The organism is Rhodococcus sp. 114MFTsu3.1, from assembly GCF_000383555.1.
Classification (GTDB): Bacteria; Actinomycetota; Actinomycetes; order Mycobacteriales; family Mycobacteriaceae; genus Rhodococcoides; species Rhodococcoides fascians_E.
The window spans coordinates 62,829-81,469 of sequence record NZ_KB911561.1 but is presented as its reverse complement, the minus strand read 5'-3'; the positions used below and the strand labels follow the sequence as shown (position 1 = coordinate 81,469).

At 65.8% G+C, this 18,641-nt stretch carries 17 protein-coding genes and 1 tRNA gene; 8 read left to right on the top strand and 10 right to left on the bottom strand.

The genetic code is table 11. From position 1 onward, the window contains the following. Positions 1-395: 395 nt before the first annotated feature. From thrB to argS, 5 genes are read right to left on the bottom strand one after another with little or no spacing between them, the layout of a single operon-like run. Entirely contained in the window at positions 396-1,322 is a 927-nt protein-coding gene (gene thrB / locus H292_RS0124630) for a homoserine kinase (protein ID WP_020113164.1), read from the bottom strand. A 17-nt stretch (positions 1,323-1,339) separates the two neighbouring features. Next, the gene (thrC, locus tag H292_RS0124625; protein ID WP_020113163.1) at positions 1,340-2,407 is read right to left on the bottom strand and encodes a threonine synthase; all 1,068 of its coding nucleotides are present in this window, start codon (positions 2,405-2,407) and stop codon (positions 1,340-1,342) included. Further along, positions 2,404-3,702, bottom strand: coding sequence for a homoserine dehydrogenase (locus H292_RS0124620; RefSeq protein WP_019667266.1), 1,299 nt, complete (start codon positions 3,700-3,702; stop codon positions 2,404-2,406). The genes thrC and H292_RS0124620 overlap by 4 nt, the downstream gene beginning before the upstream one ends. Beyond that, positions 3,699-5,120, bottom strand: coding sequence for a diaminopimelate decarboxylase (gene lysA, locus H292_RS0124615; RefSeq protein ID WP_020113162.1), 1,422 nt, complete (start codon positions 5,118-5,120; stop codon positions 3,699-3,701). Before lysA ends, H292_RS0124620 begins: the two co-directional genes overlap by 4 nt. Then, complete coding sequence (gene argS / locus H292_RS0124610) at positions 5,117-6,769, bottom strand: arginine--tRNA ligase (RefSeq protein ID WP_020113161.1); 1,653 nt, start codon at positions 6,767-6,769, stop codon at positions 5,117-5,119. Before argS ends, lysA begins: the two co-directional genes overlap by 4 nt. 220 nt (positions 6,770-6,989) lie before the next feature. Between argS and H292_RS0124605 the strand changes: the two genes are divergently transcribed. Both H292_RS0124605 and H292_RS0124600 read left to right on the top strand, forming a co-directional pair. Next, a complete protein-coding gene (locus H292_RS0124605; protein ID WP_019667263.1) occupies positions 6,990-7,904 on the top strand; it encodes a DUF3105 domain-containing protein in 915 nt (304 codons plus the stop codon). Then, complete coding sequence (locus H292_RS0124600; protein WP_020113160.1) at positions 7,904-8,611, top strand: DUF305 domain-containing protein; 708 nt, start codon at positions 7,904-7,906, stop codon at positions 8,609-8,611. The genes H292_RS0124605 and H292_RS0124600 overlap by 1 nt, the downstream gene beginning before the upstream one ends. Here the strand turns inward: H292_RS0124600 and H292_RS0124595 are convergent. After that, positions 8,604-11,000 (bottom strand): phosphoketolase family protein, encoded by a 2,397-nt coding sequence (locus tag H292_RS0124595; protein WP_020113159.1) that lies wholly within the window; start codon positions 10,998-11,000, stop codon positions 8,604-8,606. The genes H292_RS0124600 and H292_RS0124595 overlap by 8 nt on opposite strands. Positions 11,001-11,122: 122 nt before the next feature. On the opposite strand from H292_RS0124595, the gene H292_RS0124590 reads away from it, so the two are divergent. Further along, positions 11,123-11,195 (top strand) — tRNA-Arg (locus H292_RS0124590). A 34-nt stretch (positions 11,196-11,229) separates the two neighbouring features. After that, positions 11,230-12,150, top strand: a complete 921-nt coding sequence (locus H292_RS0124585; protein ID WP_020113158.1) for a hypothetical protein — start codon at positions 11,230-11,232, stop codon at positions 12,148-12,150. On the opposite strand, the gene H292_RS27510 is transcribed toward H292_RS0124585, so the two are convergent. After that, positions 12,080-12,871 carry a TioE family transcriptional regulator gene (locus tag H292_RS27510; protein WP_020113157.1) on the bottom strand — a complete coding sequence of 264 codons (792 nt, stop codon included), beginning with the start codon at positions 12,869-12,871 and terminating at the stop codon, positions 12,080-12,082. The genes H292_RS0124585 and H292_RS27510 overlap by 71 nt on opposite strands. 85 nt (positions 12,872-12,956) lie before the next feature. Between H292_RS27510 and H292_RS0124575 the strand changes: the two genes are divergently transcribed. Further along, a complete protein-coding gene (locus H292_RS0124575) occupies positions 12,957-14,189 on the top strand; it encodes an erythromycin esterase family protein (protein ID WP_020113156.1) in 1,233 nt (410 codons plus the stop codon). Here the strand turns inward: H292_RS0124575 and H292_RS0124570 are convergent. Continuing rightward, a complete protein-coding gene (locus tag H292_RS0124570; protein ID WP_020113155.1) occupies positions 14,150-15,295 on the bottom strand; it encodes a 3'(2'),5'-bisphosphate nucleotidase CysQ in 1,146 nt (381 codons plus the stop codon). The two genes, H292_RS0124575 and H292_RS0124570, sit on opposite strands and share 40 nt — an antisense overlap. A gap of 72 nt (positions 15,296-15,367) precedes the next feature. On the opposite strand from H292_RS0124570, the gene H292_RS0124565 reads away from it, so the two are divergent. Then, positions 15,368-15,958, top strand: coding sequence for a class I SAM-dependent methyltransferase (locus H292_RS0124565; protein WP_026348156.1), 591 nt, complete (start codon positions 15,368-15,370; stop codon positions 15,956-15,958). Here H292_RS0124565 and H292_RS0124560 read toward each other — a convergent pair. Then, positions 15,924-16,541, bottom strand: a complete 618-nt coding sequence (locus tag H292_RS0124560) for a PadR family transcriptional regulator (RefSeq protein ID WP_020113154.1) — start codon at positions 16,539-16,541, stop codon at positions 15,924-15,926. The genes H292_RS0124565 and H292_RS0124560 overlap by 35 nt on opposite strands. Positions 16,542-16,587: 46 nt before the next feature. On the opposite strand from H292_RS0124560, the gene H292_RS0124555 reads away from it, so the two are divergent. Continuing rightward, a complete protein-coding gene (locus H292_RS0124555; protein ID WP_033190598.1) occupies positions 16,588-17,034 on the top strand; it encodes a DUF1707 SHOCT-like domain-containing protein in 447 nt (148 codons plus the stop codon). 7 nt (positions 17,035-17,041) lie between these two features. Here the strand turns inward: H292_RS0124555 and H292_RS0124550 are convergent, their stop codons facing one another. Continuing rightward, entirely contained in the window at positions 17,042-17,983 is a 942-nt protein-coding gene (locus tag H292_RS0124550) for an NADP-dependent oxidoreductase (RefSeq protein WP_020113152.1), read from the bottom strand. 115 nt (positions 17,984-18,098) lie between these two features. Between H292_RS0124550 and H292_RS0124545 the strand changes: the two genes are divergently transcribed. Further along, on the top strand, positions 18,099-18,596 hold the full coding sequence (locus tag H292_RS0124545) for a MarR family winged helix-turn-helix transcriptional regulator (RefSeq protein WP_020113151.1): 498 nt from the start codon (positions 18,099-18,101) through the stop codon (positions 18,594-18,596). The last annotated feature ends 45 nt before the right edge of the window (positions 18,597-18,641 follow it).

Genomic DNA, 18,641 nt, shown 5'->3' with positions numbered 1-18,641 from the left:
GACGCGTCTTTTCGGGCGCAGAGATCAGTTCCGTATCGGTCACGGAGGTCCTTTCCTTCCCTCGCTCGCAGTCTGCGCAGCCAAGGGTTCGTTCCGCAGCTCGAATCTCTTTCGAGCACGGATATTGCCGTTCACGATCACGCCACTTCCGACGGACGACCGACCCGCAGCCGTGTGAGAACCACGGTGGGTCGAAGCCGGCGACTTCCGGTCACTCCGCAGGCTCCTCTCCAAGGACGACCGCCGACTCGGGCGTGGAACCCCCCGAATGCGATGACGTGATTGCCCTGGCGAAAACCGGCGTCTGAAGCGCACGATGTACGGACGACCCTCAGGATAGCGTCGATCCTCTCGGTCGGCAAGAAGCACCTACCGGCGAGTCACGAAAGGTTTTCTCAGGATGTGCTGACGCCGTCGGCGACGTCGAGTTCCAGGACCCGGAGACCGTCGGCGACGGCTTTGTCCTTGAAGTCCTGCGGGAACGGTTCGGTGCAGAGAGCAAGGACCGTCGGTCCGGCACCGGACAGTACTGCCGCGATTCCCCTGGACCGAAGTGAAGCAATCAATTCCGTGGCACCCGGGAGCGCGCTCGCACGTTGCCCCTGATGCAGCATGTCCTCGGTCGCGGGAATGAGAAGGTCCGGACGCTGGGTGAGCGCGACGACGGCCAACGCGCCGCGGCTGACGTTGAACGCGGCGTCACGGTGCGGAACCAACTCGGGCAACAGGCCTCGCGTGTGCGATGTCGACGATCGCTCCGCGGGGACGAACGCCACCACGTGGATGTCGGGGTGCACGGGCAGTCGCACCGCGGAGTACGTCCGCTGCGTGATGCTCGCGGGCTCGCTCCAGGAGACGACGGCACCGCCCAGGACGCTCGCCGACGCATTGTCCGGGTGACCTTCGAACTCGGATGCGAGCTGGACCAACTGGGCATCCGACAAGGCGAACGACGAGTCCAGTTTGGCCGCAAGACCGTTCGCTGCCGACAGTCCACCGACGACAGCGGACGCCGACGAGCCGAGCCCACGTGAATGCGGAATCACGTTGGTGCACATCACGTCCAAGCCGTCAGCCCAGACACCGGCGGCTTCGAGGCCCCGTTCGATGGCGCGGACGACGAGATGCGAAGGTCCCCACGGGACGTCGTCGGCACCTTCGCCCTCGACGTGAATACTCAGACCCGACGCCGTGGTGGTGACCTTGATCTCGTCGTACAGCCCGAGAGCAATCCCCAAGGTGTCGAATCCGGGGCCGAGGTTGGCGCTCGACGCAGGAACCCGCGCCGTGACCGTCAAACCGTGCGGCAGTGTCGTCGTCATGGAACGAGACTCTGCCACTACGCCAACTCGAGCGCAGATGCCACAGCGACAGGGTCGACGGGAATGGGCTCGACCACCGGCATTCCGGACAACGCGGTGTCCGGATCCTTGAGTCCGTTGCCGGTGACCGTGCAGACGACGCGCAGGCCGCTGTCCAGCCAGCCTTCCTTGCGGGCTGCGATCAGGCCGGCGATGGAAGCCGCGGACGCGGGTTCGACGAAGACGCCTTCGGTCTTCGCGACCAGACGGTACGCCTCGAGGATTTCGTCGTCGGTGGCCGCGCGGAAGGCACCGCCGGACTCTTCTTTCGCGGCGACCGCACCGTTCCAGGACGCGGGCGAGCCGATCCGGATGGCCGTGGCGATGGTCTCGGGGTCCGCGACGGGCGCGCCGTGAACCAGCGGTGCAGCACCGGCGGCCTGGACGCCGAGCATGCGCGGCTTCACCGTGGTCAATCCGTCACGGAAGTACTCGGAGTAGCCCCGCCAGTAGGCGGTGATGTTGCCTGCGTTGCCCACCGGCAGCGCATGGACGTCGGGCGCGTTGCCCAGTGCGTCACAGATCTCGAACGCAGCCGTCTTCTGGCCCTCGATGCGCACCGGGTTGACCGAGTTGACGAGGCCGATGGTCGGGAACTCGGCCGTGGTCTTGCGCGCCAGCTCGAGGCAGTCGTCGAAGTTGCCCTGCACCTGAATGATCTTGGCGCCGTGCATGACTGCCTGCGCGAGCTTGCCCATCGCGATCTTGCCCTGCGGGACGAGGACAGCGCAGCCCATACCTGCCTTCGCGGCGTACGCGGCAGCGGACGCGGACGTGTTGCCCGTCGACGCGCACAGCACCGCTTCCTGGCCGCGCGCAAGGGAATCCGTCACGGCCATGGTCATGCCGCGGTCCTTGAACGAGCCCGTCGGGTTCAAGCCCTCGACCTTGAGATGGACTTCGCAGCCCGTCATCTCGGACAGACGCTCGGCGTGGATCAGCGGCGTGCCGCCCTCGAGCAGCGTGACGGTCTTCCAGTCCGGTCCGATCGCCAGACGATCGCGGTACGCCTCGATCAGTCCCGGCCACGGCGTATGCACGGTCATTCGGTGCCTTCCAATCTCAGAACACTGACTACAGAGGTGACGACGTCGAGCTTGTCCAACGCCGAGACGGTTTCGGACAGAGCGGAATCGGCGGCGAGGTGGGTGACGACGACGAGCCTCGCCCCGTCACCCGAACCGGCCTGGCGAACGGTGGAGATGCTGACGTCGCGAGTGGCGAACTCCGCCGCCACGGTCGCGAGGACCCCTGGCTTGTCCGCCACCTGCATGCTGACGTAGTACCGCGTGGGGATGTCGCCCATGGGAGCTACCTTCAGCTTCGCGTACTTCGACTCCAGCGGGCCTCGGCCGCCGTAGAACTTGTTGCGGGCAGCCATGACGAGGTCACCCAGAACTGCCGACGCGGTCGGGGCTCCGCCGGCACCCTGCCCGTAGAACATCAGGCGTCCAGCGGCTTCCGCCTCGACGACGATGGCGTTGAAGGCCCCGTTGACGGTGGCAAGCGGGTGGTCACGCGGAACGAGCGCCGGGTAGACACGCGCCGAGATGCGTTCCTTGCCCTTGGGCGTCGTGATGCGCTCGCAGATCGCCAGCAACTTGATGGTGCAGTCGAGCGAGCGAGCCGTCTCCAGGTCCGCCGAGGTGATCTTCGAGATTCCCTCGCGGTAGACATCCCCCGCGGTCACGCGGGTGTGGAAGGCAATGGACGCCAGAATCGCAGCCTTCGACGCCGCGTCGTATCCCTCGACGTCGGCCGTGGGATCGGCTTCGGCGTAGCCCAACCGTCCGGCCTCGGCCAGGGTTTCGGCGTAGTCCGCGCCGGTCTCGTCCATGGCGGACAGGATGAAGTTGGTGGTGCCGTTGACGATTCCGGCGACCTTGTTGACGCGGTCACCTGCAAGCGACTGCATCAACGGACGTACGACGGGAATGGCACCGGCGACCGCGGCCTCGAAATACAGGTCTGCGCGTGACTTCTCGGCAGCGTCGGCAAGCTCGCCGGTGTACTCCGCGAGAAGAGCCTTGTTGGCCGTGACGACCGACTTGCCCTTCTCCAGAGCCGACAGGATCAGTTTGCGCGGGATGTCGATACCACCGAGCACCTCGACGACCAGGTCCACATCGTCGCGGGCGACGAGGGACTCGGGATCGTCGGTGAGCAACGCGGTGTCGACTCCGCGATCTCCATCGACTCGCCGGACCGCGATGCCGCGAATCTCGAGAGGTGCACCGACACGTGCGGCGAGGTCCTCGGCGTTCTCGGTCAGAATTCGGACGACTTCACTTCCGACGTTCCCGAGGCCGAGAACGGCTACTCCCAACGGCTTCGTTGTCATGGCTGCACCTCCAAGCTGAGCAGGTCTTCGAGTGTCTCTCGGCGCAGGACGAGCCGAGACTTTCCGTCTTTCACCGCGACGACGGCGGGTCGCGTCAGCAAGTTGTACCGGCTGGACATCGAGTAGCAGTACGCGCCGGTCGCGGCGACGGCAAGCAGATCACCGGGGCCGACATCGCTCGGCATCCAGGTGTTCTTGATCACCACATCACCGCTCTCACAATGCTTTCCGACGACGCGAGCGAGCACTGCATCGGCGTCGGAGTCACGCGAGACGAGCCTGCAGTCGTACTCCGCCTGATACAGGGAGGTGCGAATGTTGTCGCTCATTCCGCCGTCGACGCTCACGTAGCGTCGACGAGTCTGCGCGTCGACGGTGACGTCCTTGATGGTCCCGACCTCGTACAGCGTCACCGTTCCCGGGCCTGCGATGGCACGACCGGGCTCGACGTCGATGTTGGGCACCGGAAGACCCACCAGAGCGGATTCCGTGGCGACGATCGACTTCAGCTTCGCGGCGAGTTGATCGACCGGCGGCGGATCGTCGCTCGGCACGTAGGAAATTCCCATTCCTCCGCCGAGATCGACCGTCGAGATCTGGGACGTCTTCTCGACGCCGAACTCCGCCACCACGTCTCGCAGCAGGCCCAGCAACTTGTGCGCGGCCAGCTCGAAGCCGTCGACCTCGAAGATCTGCGAACCGATGTGGCTGTGCAATCCGACGAGGCGGAGGTGGTCGGTCGCGAACACGCGCTTGATCGCTTCGAGTGCCGAACCGTCGGCGAGGGAGAAGCCGAACTTCTGGTCCTCGTGCGCCGTCGCGATGAACTCGTGGGTATGAGCTTCCACGCCGACGGTCACGCGAACCAGAACGTCCTGGACCTTCTTCTCGTCCGCGGCGACTGCGTCGAGGCGGTCGATCTCGATCATGGAATCGAGCACGACGTGCTCCACGCCCGCTCGAACACCGGCCGTCAACTCCGCGACGGATTTGTTGTTGCCGTGCATCGCAATTCGCTCAGCGGGGAAGCCCGCCGCGAGTGCAATCCCCAGTTCACCGCCGGAGCAGATGTCGAGGGACAATCCTTCGTCCGCCACCCACCGTGCGATCTCGCCGCACAGAAATGCCTTCGAGGCGTAGTGAACCCGTGCGGGATCACCGAACGCTTCCGCCATTTCCCTTGCACGGGAACGGAAATCGTCCTCGTCGATGACGAACAGCGGAGTCCCGTACTGCTCGGCCAACTCGGTGACCGGCACACCCGCAAGCGTGACCACACCGTCGTCGCCGCGAGCAGCGTTGCGCGGGTAGACGTGCTCGGGAAGAGCAGTCATGTCGGAAGCGACCTTCGGGCGTTCGGCGAGCCCGTCCTGGGAGCGTACGTCCGCGTGCTTCGGACCCGCCGGATGCGCGCTCACATCCGCTCCGGTGCGCTGACACCGAGCAGGCGCAGGCCGTTGGCCAGTACCTGACGGGTTGCGTTGCCCAATGCCAATCGAGCAGTGTTCACGGGGCCTGGCTCCTCGTCTCCTTGTGGCAGTACTCGGCATGCGCCGTAGAACCGGTGGTACGCGCCGGCCAATTCTTCCAGGTACCGCGCGATGCGGTGAGGCTCACGGAGGTCGGCAGCGCTGGCGACGACCCGCGGATACTCGCCGATGGTCCTGATCAATTCGCCCTCCTGATCCTGCGTGAGCAGGCTCAGGTCCGGATCGTCCCCACTGATACCCAGTTCGGCGGCGTTGCGCGCCAACGACGCGAGCCTCGCGTGCGCGTACTGCACGTAGTAGACCGGATTCTCGTTGCTCGCGCTCGCCCACAGTTCGAGATCGATGTCGATGCTCGAGTCCACCGACGAGCGGACCATCACGTAGCGGGCCGCATCCACACCGATGGCCTCGACCAGGTCGTCGAGGGTGATGACCGTGCCCGCACGCTTGCTCATCTTCACCGCGACACCGTCGCGGACCAGGTTGACCATCTGGCCGATCAGAACCTCGACCGTGTTCGGGTCGTCTCCGAACGCTGCCGCGGCGGCCTTGAGGCGGCCGATGTACCCGTGGTGGTCCGCGCCGAGCATGTAGATGCACAGGTCGAAACCACGTTGCCGCTTGTTCTGGAAGTACGCGATGTCCCCGGCGATGTAGGCGGCGTTGCCGTCGCTCTTGATGACGACGCGATCCTTGTCGTCGCCGTAATCGGTACTACGCAGCCACCACGCACCGTCGTCCTCGAAAAGACTTCCCGAGTTCTTCAGGAATTCGACGCTCTTCTCCACTGCACCGGATTCGAACAGCGAGTTCTCGTGGAAGTACACGTCGAAGTCGACACCGAACTCGTGCAGGTTGTTCTTGATCTGGTCGAACATCAACTCGACACCGATCGACCGGAACGTCTCGGCCTGCGGAACATCGGCCATGGCCAGAACCTCGGGGCTCTTGGCGAGCACCTGCTGCGCGATCTCGTGGATGTAAGCGCCTGCGTAACCGTTCTCCGGAGCAGGCTCACCCTTCGCCGCAGCGATCAGGGAGTTGGTGAACCGGTCGATCTGAGCACCGTGATCGTTGAAGTAGTACTCGCGTACCACCTCCGCGCCCTGAGCCGACAGAATGCGGCCGAGTGCGTCGCCGACCGCAGCCCACCGCGTTCCACCCAGGTGGATGGGACCCGTCGGATTGGCCGAGACGAACTCGAGGTTGATCTTGGTACCTGCCAGCGTCGACGAGGTGCCGTACGCGGCACCCGCGTCGAGCGCCTGCGCGACGATCGCGCCCTGGGCGTCGGCGTCGAGACGGATGTTCAGGAAGCCGGGACCTGCCACCTCTGCACTGGCGATCGATGCGTCGGCGCTCAAGGCCTCGGCGAGCCACCCGGCGAACTCACGAGGGTTCGCGCCTGCCTTCTTCGCGACCTGAAGGGCGACGTTGGTGGCGTAGTCGCCGTGTTCGGGGTTGCGTGGGCGCTCGACCGTCACCTTGTCAGGCAGGACGGATACGTCGAGGCCACGGTCGGCGAGTACCGCACTTGCGGTCGCGCGTAGTAGTTCGGCAAGGTCGGCGGGAGTCACAGGTGTCTATCCTATTGTCTGAGGTGCCCGAGGTTCGAGGCGCCCGTGGTCTGAGGCGGGGACTGTCGGCAACCACTGGCCCGAGGCAACGCGAGCCCGTACTGGCGGCACCTCAAAGCAAGCACTCAGACTAGGACCGTACAGTAAGGGCGCTCTGCGATCACAAGTAGTTTTTGCGCGCCCAACTGCACCTCCGACAACCGAAAGAGCGACGACAGCGATGCCCACGGGTTCCAACAACGGCGGTCCGGACAAGAAGTCTGCAGCCAAAGCCAACAAGGCCATCAAGGCTGCGAAGAAAAGCAGCGGCGTCCCCGCGACCAGAAAATCGGGCGCGCCGAAGAACCGTCAGGTCCCATGGCTGACCGTTGGAGCCGTCGTCGTCGTGGTCGGCCTCATCGCGGCTCTCGCCATCAACCTCTTCCCGAAGTACCAGGACCGCGCCGAGGCGCAGCGCTGGGAGCCCAGCGAAAGCAACCAGGACCCCTCGTCGGAAATCGCCGACGTGGTGGTTCAGCCGTACGAGGCTGCCCTGCACGTGTCCGCCACCCAGCGCGTCGCCTACGACCAGACGCCTCCGTTCGGCGGACCCCACGACGCGACGTGGGCCACCTGCACCGGCGTCGTGTACCCGGAAGCGATCCGCACCGAGAACGCAGTCCACTCCCTCGAACACGGTGCCGTGTGGATCACCTACAACCCCGACGCACTGTCCGAGGACCAGATCCAGGTTCTCGCCGACAAGGTCGACGGTGAGACGTACATGCTGATGTCGCCGTACCCCGGTCAGGAATCTCCCGTCTCGCTGCAGTCCTGGGGACACCAGCTCAAGGTGGACAGCGTCGACGACGAGCGCGTGGACCAGTTCATCTCGGCGCTCCGCCTCAACCGGTACCAGTACCCCGAGGTCGGCGCGAGCTGCTCGACGGTGCCCGGTGGCGGATTCGATCCCGACAACCCACCGCCGTTCGACGCCTCGGCACCCGGCCCCGACGCCGTCCCGATGGACGGCGCAGGCATCACACCCGACGCCAGCGAGACGGGCGCGACCGGCGGCCTGCCGTCGGACCTGCAGCTTCCGAGTGACCTCCAGATCCCGACCGAAGCACCGGCAGCTCCGGCACCTGCTTCCTGATGACTGCTCCCACGAAGCCGAGGGTCAGCAGGCCACAGTTGGTCGCCCTGTTGGCCCTCGGCGTCGTCGCCGCAGTCGCAATCGGGTTCGCTCTGGGTTTCTTGGCACGAACGAACTTCCTCGGCGGAAACGACAACGTTCCTGCATCCGATTCGGTGGACGTCGGCTTCGCGCAGGACATGTCGGTGCACCACAATCAAGCCATCGACATGTCGTCGATCGCGCTGACCAACGCCTCCGACCCACTCGTCCGTAACCTCGCGTTCGACATGCTCACTTCGCAGCAGAACCAGGTCGGCCAGATGCAGGGCTGGCTCGCCATCTGGGACCGCTCCCCCGTCGGGACCGACGGCTACATGGGCTGGATGTCCGGCGACGAGCACGGCCACTCGATGGCCGGAATGTCCGCCGGCTCCGACGGATCCGAGTCGACGGGCCCCGTCGCGGCAATGCCGGGAATGGCGACCAGCGACGAACTCGCCGCCCTCCGCCAGGCAACCGGACCGGCTGTCGACGTCATGTTCCTGCAACTGATGCTGCGTCACCACCAGGGTGGGCTCTCGATGATGGAGTACGCGGCGGATCACGCCGAGACTCCGGCGCTCGTCCGTCTCGCTCAGTCGATGATCTCGACTCAGGAAAGCGAATCCACCCTGATGACACAGATGCTCGCCGAGAAGGGCGCTCAGCCCCTCGGTACTAACTGACGGTCGGCGAGTACGTCCAGTCCGCTACCTCGGGCATGTCCTCCATGTGCTCGACGACGTAGGTCGCATGCCGCTCGAGTTGGGCGTTGCAGTAGGACACCAGCTCTCCGCCGCGCTCCGGTACCCGCCTCGATCGACGCAGGGCCTCGAGCACGAGGTGGTAGCGGCTCATTCTGTTGAGCACCACCATGTCGAACGGCGTTGTGGTCGTGCCCTGTTCGTTGAAGCCGCGCACGTGGAACCGATCGACCTTCGGCCGGCCGTGCAGTAGTTCGTGGACCGCGCGGGGATAGCCGTGGAACGCGAACACCACGTCGGTGTCCGCGGTGAAGAGATCGACGAACTTCTCGTGCGTGAACCCGTGCGGGTGGTCCCCCGGCGTCACCAGCGCCATCAGATCCACGACGTTGACGACGCGGATCCGCAAGTAGGGAACCCACTCGGCGAGGATCTGTGCGGCGGCGAGGATTTCCTGGGTCGGTACGTCACCCGCTGCGGCGAGCACCACGTCGGGTTCGCTGGGGCTCCCGGCGGACTCGGTTTCCGTTCCCGCCCAGTGCCACACCGACGCGCCCGCGGCACAGTGCTCGGCCGCCTGTTGGAGCGTCAAATACTGCAGGTGAGGTTGCTTGTCCACGACGATCAGGTTCACGTGGTCCCTGCTGCGGAAGCAGTGATCGGCGATCGACAGCAGGGTGTTGGAGTCCGGTGGTAGCCAGATTCGCACGACCTCGGGCGAGAGCGGAATCGCGGCGTCGATCATGCCTGGTCCTTGATGGCTGAACCCGTTGTGGTCGTTGCGCCAACACGTACTGGTCAGCAGCACGTTCAGCGACGCCACCGGTTCTCGCCACGGCAGATCGGCGGCGTGCTGCAGCCACTTGACGTGCTGGATCATCATGGACACGCTCACCATCGCGAATGCCTCGTAGCTCGCGAACAGTCCGTGGCCTCCCGCCAGCAGATAGCCTTCGAGCCACCCTTCGCACAGGTGCTCGCTGAGTACCTCCATCACACGTCCGTCGGGTGAGAGGTGGTCGTCCCAGTCCTCCGTCGGGAGTTGCCAGCAGCGGTCGGTCTGCTCGAAGACCGCAGCCAAGCGGTTGCTCGAGGTTTCGTCCGGTGAGAACAACCGGAAGTTTCCTCCACCGTCGTCCGTGGTGTTCCCCGCGTAGATGTCGCGCATCAATTCACCGAGCACCCTCGTCGTCTCGTGGAAACCTGCGCCGGGCGACTCGATCGAGATCTCGTAGTTCTCGAGTGGCGGGATACGTAGTGGTTGCAGCAGACGGCCGCCGTTGGCGTACGGCGTCGACCCCATCCGTTTGTCCCCCGCCGGAGCCAGCGCGGCGATCTGCGGGGCCAGGGCTCCGTCGCCGTCGAACAGTTCGTGGGGACGGTAGGACTGCAGCCAGGTCTCCAACTGCGCCAGGTGCTCCGGGTTGGTCCTGACACCGGACAGGGGCACCTGGTGCGCCCGGAAAGTGCCCTCGACGAGGACACCGTCGACGGTGTGAGGGCCCGTCCAGCCCTTGGGTGTGCGCAGGATGATCGCGGGCCATCGGGCACCGGTCTCGGGCTCCCCGGTTCGAGCGGCGCTTTGGATCGCTCGGATTCTCCGATGCGACTCACGAAGCACGCGGAGCAGTTCCGGGAACACCACACGTGGATCGTCACCGGCCACCACGACGGGTTCCCATCCTTGCCCGTGCAGGAAGTCGACGATGTCCTCGTCGCGACTCCGGCCGAACACCGTCGGCCCCGCGATTTTCGCGCCGTTCACGTTGACGATCGGCAGCACAGCACCGTCGCGTCGTGCGTTCAGGAAAGCCGGGAGCTTCCAGGAGCCCGCGAGCGGACCCGTCTCCGCCTCTCCGTCACCGATGACGCACGCAACCGTCAACTGTGGTCGGTCGAATGCTGCTCCGCCCGCATGAACGAGTGCATAGCCGAGTTCGCCGCCCTCGTGGATGCTGCCCGGTGTCTGCACGCTGACGTGACTCGGTATGCCGCCGGGAGCGGAGAACTGACGGCACAAGCGTCGTATTCCGTCCGCGTCGCGGGACACGTGCGGGTAGATCTCGGTGTACGTCCCTTCGAGATAGGTCGACGCCACGAGCGCCGGGCCGCCGTGTCCCGGTCCTGTCACGTAGAGCCAGTCGGTGTCGGTCTCTGTGATGTGACGGTTGAGCAGGGTGTAGATCATCGACAGGCACGGGCTTGTCCCCCAGTGCCCGAGCAAGCGCGGTTTGATGTGCGACGCATCGAGCGGATCACGCAGAAGCGTGTTGTCCTTCAGGTATATCTGCGCGACGGTCAGATAGTTCGCTGCCGACCACCACGCCAGGTCGAGATCGAGAGCGTCGTCCGAATACTCGTAGTCGGTCATGCCCTCGACTGTCCTCTTGTTGCGTTAACACCAGGTGCGATTTCAGGTGACGGTTGCAATGCGCTAGTCTTGGAGCCGCCCAACAGGCACGCCGAATACGCAGGTTTTCTTCGTCTCGGCGCGCCCCCGTAGCTCAGGGGATAGAGCGTTCGCCTCCGGAGCGAAAGGCCGCAGGTTCGAATCCTGCCGGGGGCACACATTTTTTCCGCGCGGTGCAACAATTGCGCACATGTCCTCCGCCGAACTCGACGACGTTGCAGCCGAGCTGTATTCCGTCGATCCGGCCGAGTTCGTCGCCGCTCGCACATCCGCTGCCGCAGCCGCCAAGGACTCGGGGAATCGAAAACTAGCGGCCGCGATCAACAAGCTCCGTAAGCCGACGACCGTCGGATGGATGGTCAACCTCCTCGTCCGTGAAGAACCCGAGGACGTGGCAGATCTGTTCGACCTCGGCGACAGGCTTCGCGACGCCCAGCGCCGATCGGCCGCCGGGGACCTCCGAGAACTGTCGGCGGACCGTCAGAAATCGATCCGCGCCCTCTCCGCCCGTGCGGTCGAGATCGCCGCCGATCGCGGACGGACCACCACGGAGGACGCGGCCCGCGAAGTCGGTCAGACCCTCGGTGCCGCACTCGCGGATCCCGATGTCGCCGAGCGCGTACGCGGGGGACGAGTGGTGACGGCCGAGTCCTACAGCGGCTTCGGCCCGGCCGTGCTGTCGTTGGCGCCGGAACCGGCCACATCCACCGACACTGCCGAACCCGAGCAGCCGGACGAGGCGACGCACGAGGAGGACACAGAGGCGGCCGCCAGGGCCGCGGAGGTGCGAGCGGTGGCTCGGAAGCGACTCGACGAGGCCAAGGAACGGCTCGAGGAGGCTCGGGAGGACGAGGAGGCAGCCGAGAACGCCGCCGCGGCCGCCGACGCCGCGGCCGAGGCTGCGTCGACCCGATTGACCGAGATCAAGGAGCGGTTGACTCAGCTGCGCTCCGAGTTGCACGACGCCGAAGAGCACGAAGCCGACGCCAGAAAGGACGAGAAATCGACCGAGCGCGAATCCCGCCGTCTACGAAGGATTCTCACCGATGCACAGGCACGGACGGCGGAGCATCGGGCAGCTCTGGACGAACTCGACCGTCAGGATTCCTGAGCACGAGGTACCGGTCCAACTCTGCAGCACCGCTGAGCATCGCGCGCCCGCGAGCATGAATCCGGTCGTGCCAGTCGTCCATCAGATCCACAAGCGGTTCCACCCCGCCCGCGCTTCGAACGTGAGCAATCAGCGGCGCAATCCGGCTCAGCGCAAACCCTCCTCGCCGCAGCTGCCTGATCAGCTGCGCGTCGCGTACCGCGGACTCGGCGTAGACCCGATACCCCGTCTTCCTGTCACGGTCGGGTCGCACCAAACCGGCGCGCTCCCACTTGCGCAAGGTCGCGGGCTCGACACCCAGCTTGTGAGCAAGCGGGCCGATGAACAACCCGGCGCCCGACGAGGCCACAGGCTGCACTCCCCCTCGAGTCGTTCCTGCAGGCTGCACTCCCCCTCGAGTCGTTCCTGCAGGCTGCACTCCTGCCAGAGCATGTTCGACCGAGCGCAGGGTTGCACGTTCTTCGCGCAGCTGTGCGTGTGCGTCGTCGATCGTCTGAAGCGCGGCGTCGACATCACCGGAGTTCACAGCGCACATGATTGCCGTCGACATCGCGTGACCGTGCCCCGCGGTGAGAGCTCGGAACGTCCTCAAGGCTTGCGCGTGCATCGGCGTGTACGTCCGGTAACCGTGCTCGGTTCTCGTGGCCGCGGGAAGTATTCCGGCATCCTCGTAATTACGCACAGCTTGCGTCGACACCCCGTGTTCGCGAGCCAGGTCCACGGGACGCAATCGAGACTTTTCAGCAGCCGAAATGGCAGGATCCTTCCAAAGCTTCAACCGTTGGTTCAACGATAGCGTTCACTGTATGCCTGCTTCGATCGATCACGCCGTCCACCCAGTCGGATCGTCGTCCCTCGTCCGCCTGCTGGGTACCCGGCCGCGCCTGCTCGCCGTGGGAGAGCCGACCCACGGCGCTCATGGACTCCTGGAACTGCGGAACGACCTTTTCCGCGAACTCGTCGAGAAGGAGAAGTACCGCACCATCTCCATCGAAAGCGACTGCCTGATGGGTCGGTTGGTCGACGACTACGTCGTGAGCGGCGTCGGCACACTCGATCACGTTCTGGCACAGGGTTTCAGCCACGAGTGGGGCACGTTGGACGGGAATCGGCAGCTCGTGCAGTGGATGCGAGAGCACAACCGTCGGCGCCCGGTATCCGAGGCCGTTCGATTCGCTGGTTTCGATGCACCGCTGGAGATGGCGTCGGCAGCCAGCCCACGGCACGCGCTCACCGAACTCCATGCCTACCTCGCCCGTTGGGTGGAGTCGGATCTGATCCCCGTCACCGGTGAGACTCTGGATCGGTTGCTCGGTCCGGACGAGCGATGGACCGATCCCGACGCGATGCACTCCCCGTCCCGCTCCTTCGGACGCAGTGCACAAGCCATCGAATTGCGGCTCGTCGCAGACGATCTGGCGAGCCTGCTCGATATGCAGGCGCCACGTCTCCGCGCGGTGACGACCCACGAGTCCTGGTTCGATGCGCACCTGTGTGCTCGGACCGCCGCCGGGTTGCTGCGCTACCACTACTGGATGGCGGACGACTCCGCGGCACGCATCACGAGGTTGTGCAGCCTCCGAGACTCCATGATGGCGGAGAACCTCCTGGCACTCGCCGAGCGGGGACCGACGCTGGTATCGGCGCACAACAGCCATCTCCAACGCTGGAAGAGCAGCATGCAGATGTGGCAGGGGCGAATCGAATGGTGGAGTGCGGGCGCACTCGTCGACGCCCGACTCGGGGCCGACTTCGCGTTCCTGCCGACCGCAGTCGGCACGATCGAACGCCACGACGTCGGCCCACCGTTGCCGAACACGGTGGAGGGCCACCTGTTCTCGTTGCGTGCCGGGCGAAGCCTCGTCGACACTCGCGTGCTGGCCGAAGCGCTGGCAACGGAGTGCCCCGATGCCCGCGTGTCACCGTGGTTCGGTTACGCGCCGCTCGACCCCGATCACCTCGTCGACAACGACGGCTTGCTTTTCGTCGACGACGCCGATCACTCCGCCGAGGACGGTCCAGCGGGTTCGCCCGCTTGATCGTCGGGAACGACGATCGTCGTGATGGCGGTGATGTCGCCGGCGGGGATGGCGAAATGTTCGACCGTGGACAGTGTCGTGTTGTCGTCCAGTTCGATTCGGTACCGTGCGACGACGAAGGACTCCCACTCCTCGATGTCCACGTCACCGACCGCGGTGACGCGACGGTACCGCGACGACTGTTCCAGGTCGTCCCGAATGTGTTGCCCGCTCTCCCCGGTGACGTCGCCGTTCTCGACGCGTCGGCACTCCTCCGCGAGGCGCAATTTGGTGGCGTCGTGACTCGTCAAGGCCTTGATGTATTCGCGTGCCATCGCGACGCGTCCGGTGTCTGCTTGCCTCGTCGCATGCCGGGCGATGCTCGCCAGCAAGGGCTCTGCGAGTTCGGTACGGCAGATCAGCAGATCCGGGAGGTAGGGATGAGACTGGTTGTACAGCAACGGCGTTCCGTCGATGCGTGAGCAGTGCAGGCCTGCCGCGAGGGCAACGCCCACTGGCGCAGCCGAATCCCATTCCCACTGACCGCCCGAGTGCACGTAGGCGTCGGCGTCCCCGCGGACGACGGCCATCGCCTTCGCCCCGGCCGATCCCATCGTGACGACATCTCCACCGACGTCGTCGGCGACCGCTTCGATGTAGTACGGCGGACGGCTGTCGCTCACGACGAGGGTAGGCCTGCCGTTCGACGGCGCCCGTTGCCCCGTCTTCGTGGTCGAGTAGACGGCTCCGAGAGCAGGTTGAGCAACCGCGGACGCGGTCATCCCCTTCCCGGCCTCCCAGAGTCCGACGTGGACCGCCCAGTCCTCACGCCCCTGGATTCCGTACTCGCGCGACCCGTCCAGTGGATCGATGATCCAGACGCGCTGTGCGTCGAGCCGGGCCGGATCGTCGGCGGACTCCTCGGACAGCACGGCATCGCCCGGCCGATCGGCTCTCAATCTGGCGAGGATGAGACCGTTCGCCTCGGCGTCTCCGAGACGGCCGAGCTCGCGCCCTTCCGTTCTTCCGTTCTCGCGCGTACGAATGTCGAGCAGCACTCTGCCCGCGGCCTGCGCAACGTCGGCTGCGAACCGTGCGTCGTCTTCGGGTGTAAAGGATGCACTCACAGGTTCACAATTCCACGATTGCGCTCGATCGTGTGGCGGAGGTGTGCGCGGCGGCCGCCTAGAGTGTCCACCATGGCTCCGACACGCTGGCAGACCGAGAACGACGAGGCACAGTCCAGGAAATACGTCGACAGGTTCGCTCGGCTCGAGGCTCGGGGCGTCGACTTGCACGGTGAGGCACGGATGGTCGACGCGCTCCTCACGCCGGGCAGTTCGGTCCTCGACGCGGGTTGTGGCACAGCGCGTCTCGGCGCGGAGCTCGCCCGTCGAGGACATCGGGTGACCGCAGTGGACCTCGACCCCGTGTTCGTCGACGCAGCCCGCCTGAACCCGGACATCACCGTTCACCAGGCCGACCTGACCCAGCTGGACCTCGGTGAGACGTTCGACGCCGTCGTCGCGGCCGGGAACGTGATGGTGTTCGTGGAGCCCGGAACCGAGCGCAGTGCGGTGGAGCGCATCGCGGCGCATCTGACGCCGGGCGGCGTGTTCGTCGCGGGCTTCGCCACCGACCGGGAGTACACCGTGGGACAGTTCGACGACGATCTCGCCGCGTCCGGCCTGATCGTCGAACATCGTTTCGGCACTTGGGATCTGCGACCCTGGCGATCGGACTCCGACTGGGCGGTCACCGTGGCGCGGGCGGCTCGGCTCCTGGCCTGAAGCTTCCGGCTCGAAGCTGGTCGGGTAGTGCATCGAACCAGTCGAGTGTCGCCTGCTCGTACCTGATTCCGAAATCCAATGTGGCCAGATCGAACACACTCGCGCCGCCCGACGCGGCGCGCTGCTCCCGGTAGCGAGCCAGGGTGTCTGCGTGCCGACGCCGGTGGTCGGCCAGTATCCCCGCCACCCGCCCCGGGGCGAGATGCTCGCCGAACGCCAGAGTCAGCAACAGCGGGTGTCGAATGTTCTCCTCACCGGGAGCCCGGTCGATCCACCGGGCGAACTCCGCCCGCCCGTCATCGGTGATGGTGAACGGTTTCTGAGCCCTGGCTCCCACCGCGCCTTCCTCGATCAGGCCCCTCGTGGTCAGCGCCGCAAGTTCCCGATACACCTGACTCCGCGTGACGGTCCAGAAGCCGCCGATGCAGGCAACGGCAGTGGCATGAAGGTCCCAGCCGGTCATGGAGCCGCGATGCAGGAACCCGAGCAGTGACGCCGCGGTCGCGTTCAACGGTGGTGTTTCGGGCACATCGTCATGCTCCCACACCTTGACATTCCACAGTGGTAGGTCGATGCTGGACACACCCCGACAGTCCACAATGGAACGTCAGCCCGGAGTTGGAGTGCAGATGCCGTACCAACCGAACGTCCGTGAAACGAACTCGAACACCCGCCTGTCCGACGCGCACCGCGACGCCGCCGTCGACCTCCTGACCAGCCATGTGGCGTCCGGCCGCCTGACGATCGAGGACTTCGACGGACGCGCCGCCCAGGCCTACGCCGCCGTCACGCGCGCCGACCTCGACGACGTGTTCCGCGACCTCCCCGCACCTGTCGCCTCGACACCGGTGGCCTCGACACTCATCGAGCCGCAGTCCCCGCAACGTCCACCGATGAGCCGCGAACTGCTGACGTGGGCGAGCGTCGGAGTCCTGTGCCTGACCATCTGGGCCGTCACCTCGGTCGCCACCGGGAACTTCCTCTACCCCTGGCCGGTGTGGGTCATCGGCCCATGGGGAGCGATGCTGGCACTGCACCGGGTCACCGGAATGCCGATGGGTTGCACCAGTCGCTGACACCACGTCACGAACCGGGAATCACGACGACCTTGCCCGGCAGGTTCCCCGCTGCGGCGCGGGCGTGCACCGTCGCGAGCTCACGGAGCGCAACTCGGTCGGCCACGTCGACGACGAGCTCGCCTCGGTCGACACGCGTCGAGAGTTCGGACAGTTGCGCGGCGTCGCTGCGGAGGTACATGTCGATGCCGCGAACACCGCGCGCCTCGTCACTCGGCGCGGGCATCCAGACCGTGGTGTTGACGACCACGCCGCCGTCCGCGACTCGGGTTGCCAAGGCGCCGAACAGGTCCGGCGTGATGGGCGCGAAGTTCACCAGAACGTCGACGGGCGTCGTCAGCGCGACCACGACGTCGACCGCCGAATGATCGACGACCTCGTCGGCACCGAGCTTCCTCAGACGCTCTGTCTCCGACGCACGCCCCGTCGCGACGACGTACGCGCCTGCCGCGTGGGCCAACTGCACAGCGAACCCACCGACGGCCCCGCTCGCGCCGTTCACCAGGATGCGTTGTCCGCGCTTCAGCTCGGCGTGATCGAACAACGCCTGCCACGCGGTCAGTCCGACCACGCCGAGCACTGCCGAATCAGCGAGCGGAATCGACGTCGGAGCCGGTGCGAGCGCGTCGGCGTCGACGACCACGAATTCTGCTGACGCACCGTCCGTGACGAACGGAAGGAATCCGATCACCCGGTCCCCGACCTTTCGGTTGTCGACTCCGTCGCCCAGCGCGTCGACGGTTCCCGCGACATCGACACCCGGGATGTGCGGCAGGGTCAGTGGCATCGGCTCCTGCATGTTGCCCGCCCGGATGTTTCCGTCGACGCCGTTGAAGGTGGTTCCTGCAACGCGAACGCGAACCTGACCGGCTGCGGGAACGGGAGTCCCGACGTCCTCGTACCGCAGAACATCGGCGTCGCCGTACTGGTGGAAGCGAATGGCCTTCATGGTGTTGCCTCTCGTCGAACCCGAAGTGCTTCGATTTCGAAGCACACCGCAAAGCTAGTACTGTTGCGAATTCGAAGCAAGTCTTTCGAATACGAAGCAGTTGTAGAGTGGCCTCATGTCGGAACAACCGCCCGCCCTCGACTCCGTTCAACTCGGCGCGTACTTCGCGCTCATGGAGGTCGCCGGCCTGCTGCGTCACGCGGTGGAGCAGCAATTGAGGGAGGACGGAGACCTCAGCTACGTGCAATTCCAGTTGCTCGCCCGCCTGGCCCTCGACTCGCCATCGGGCAGCGAACGCATGACCGACCTCGCCGACGGCGTCGTCTACAGCCGTAGCGGACTGACCTACCAGGCTGGATTGCTCGAAAAAGCGGGTCTCGTGTCCCGCGGACCGTCGCCCGACGACGAACGCAGCGTCACCGTCACGGTCACCGACTCCGGACGGGCGTTGATCGCCAAGGTGATTCCCGGCCACGTCGAGATCGTTCAGCAGCAGCTGTTCTCGTCGCTGTCGCCGTCGGACACCCGGGCTCTCGGCGAACTCCTGTCGCCGGTCCGCGATCACATGCGCACAGCACCCCCACGCTCGGCGGCAGCCCGCCGGAAGCGCTGAGCAGAACCAGCGCGGAACACGTCGGCCGGCGGACGGCGCAGGGTG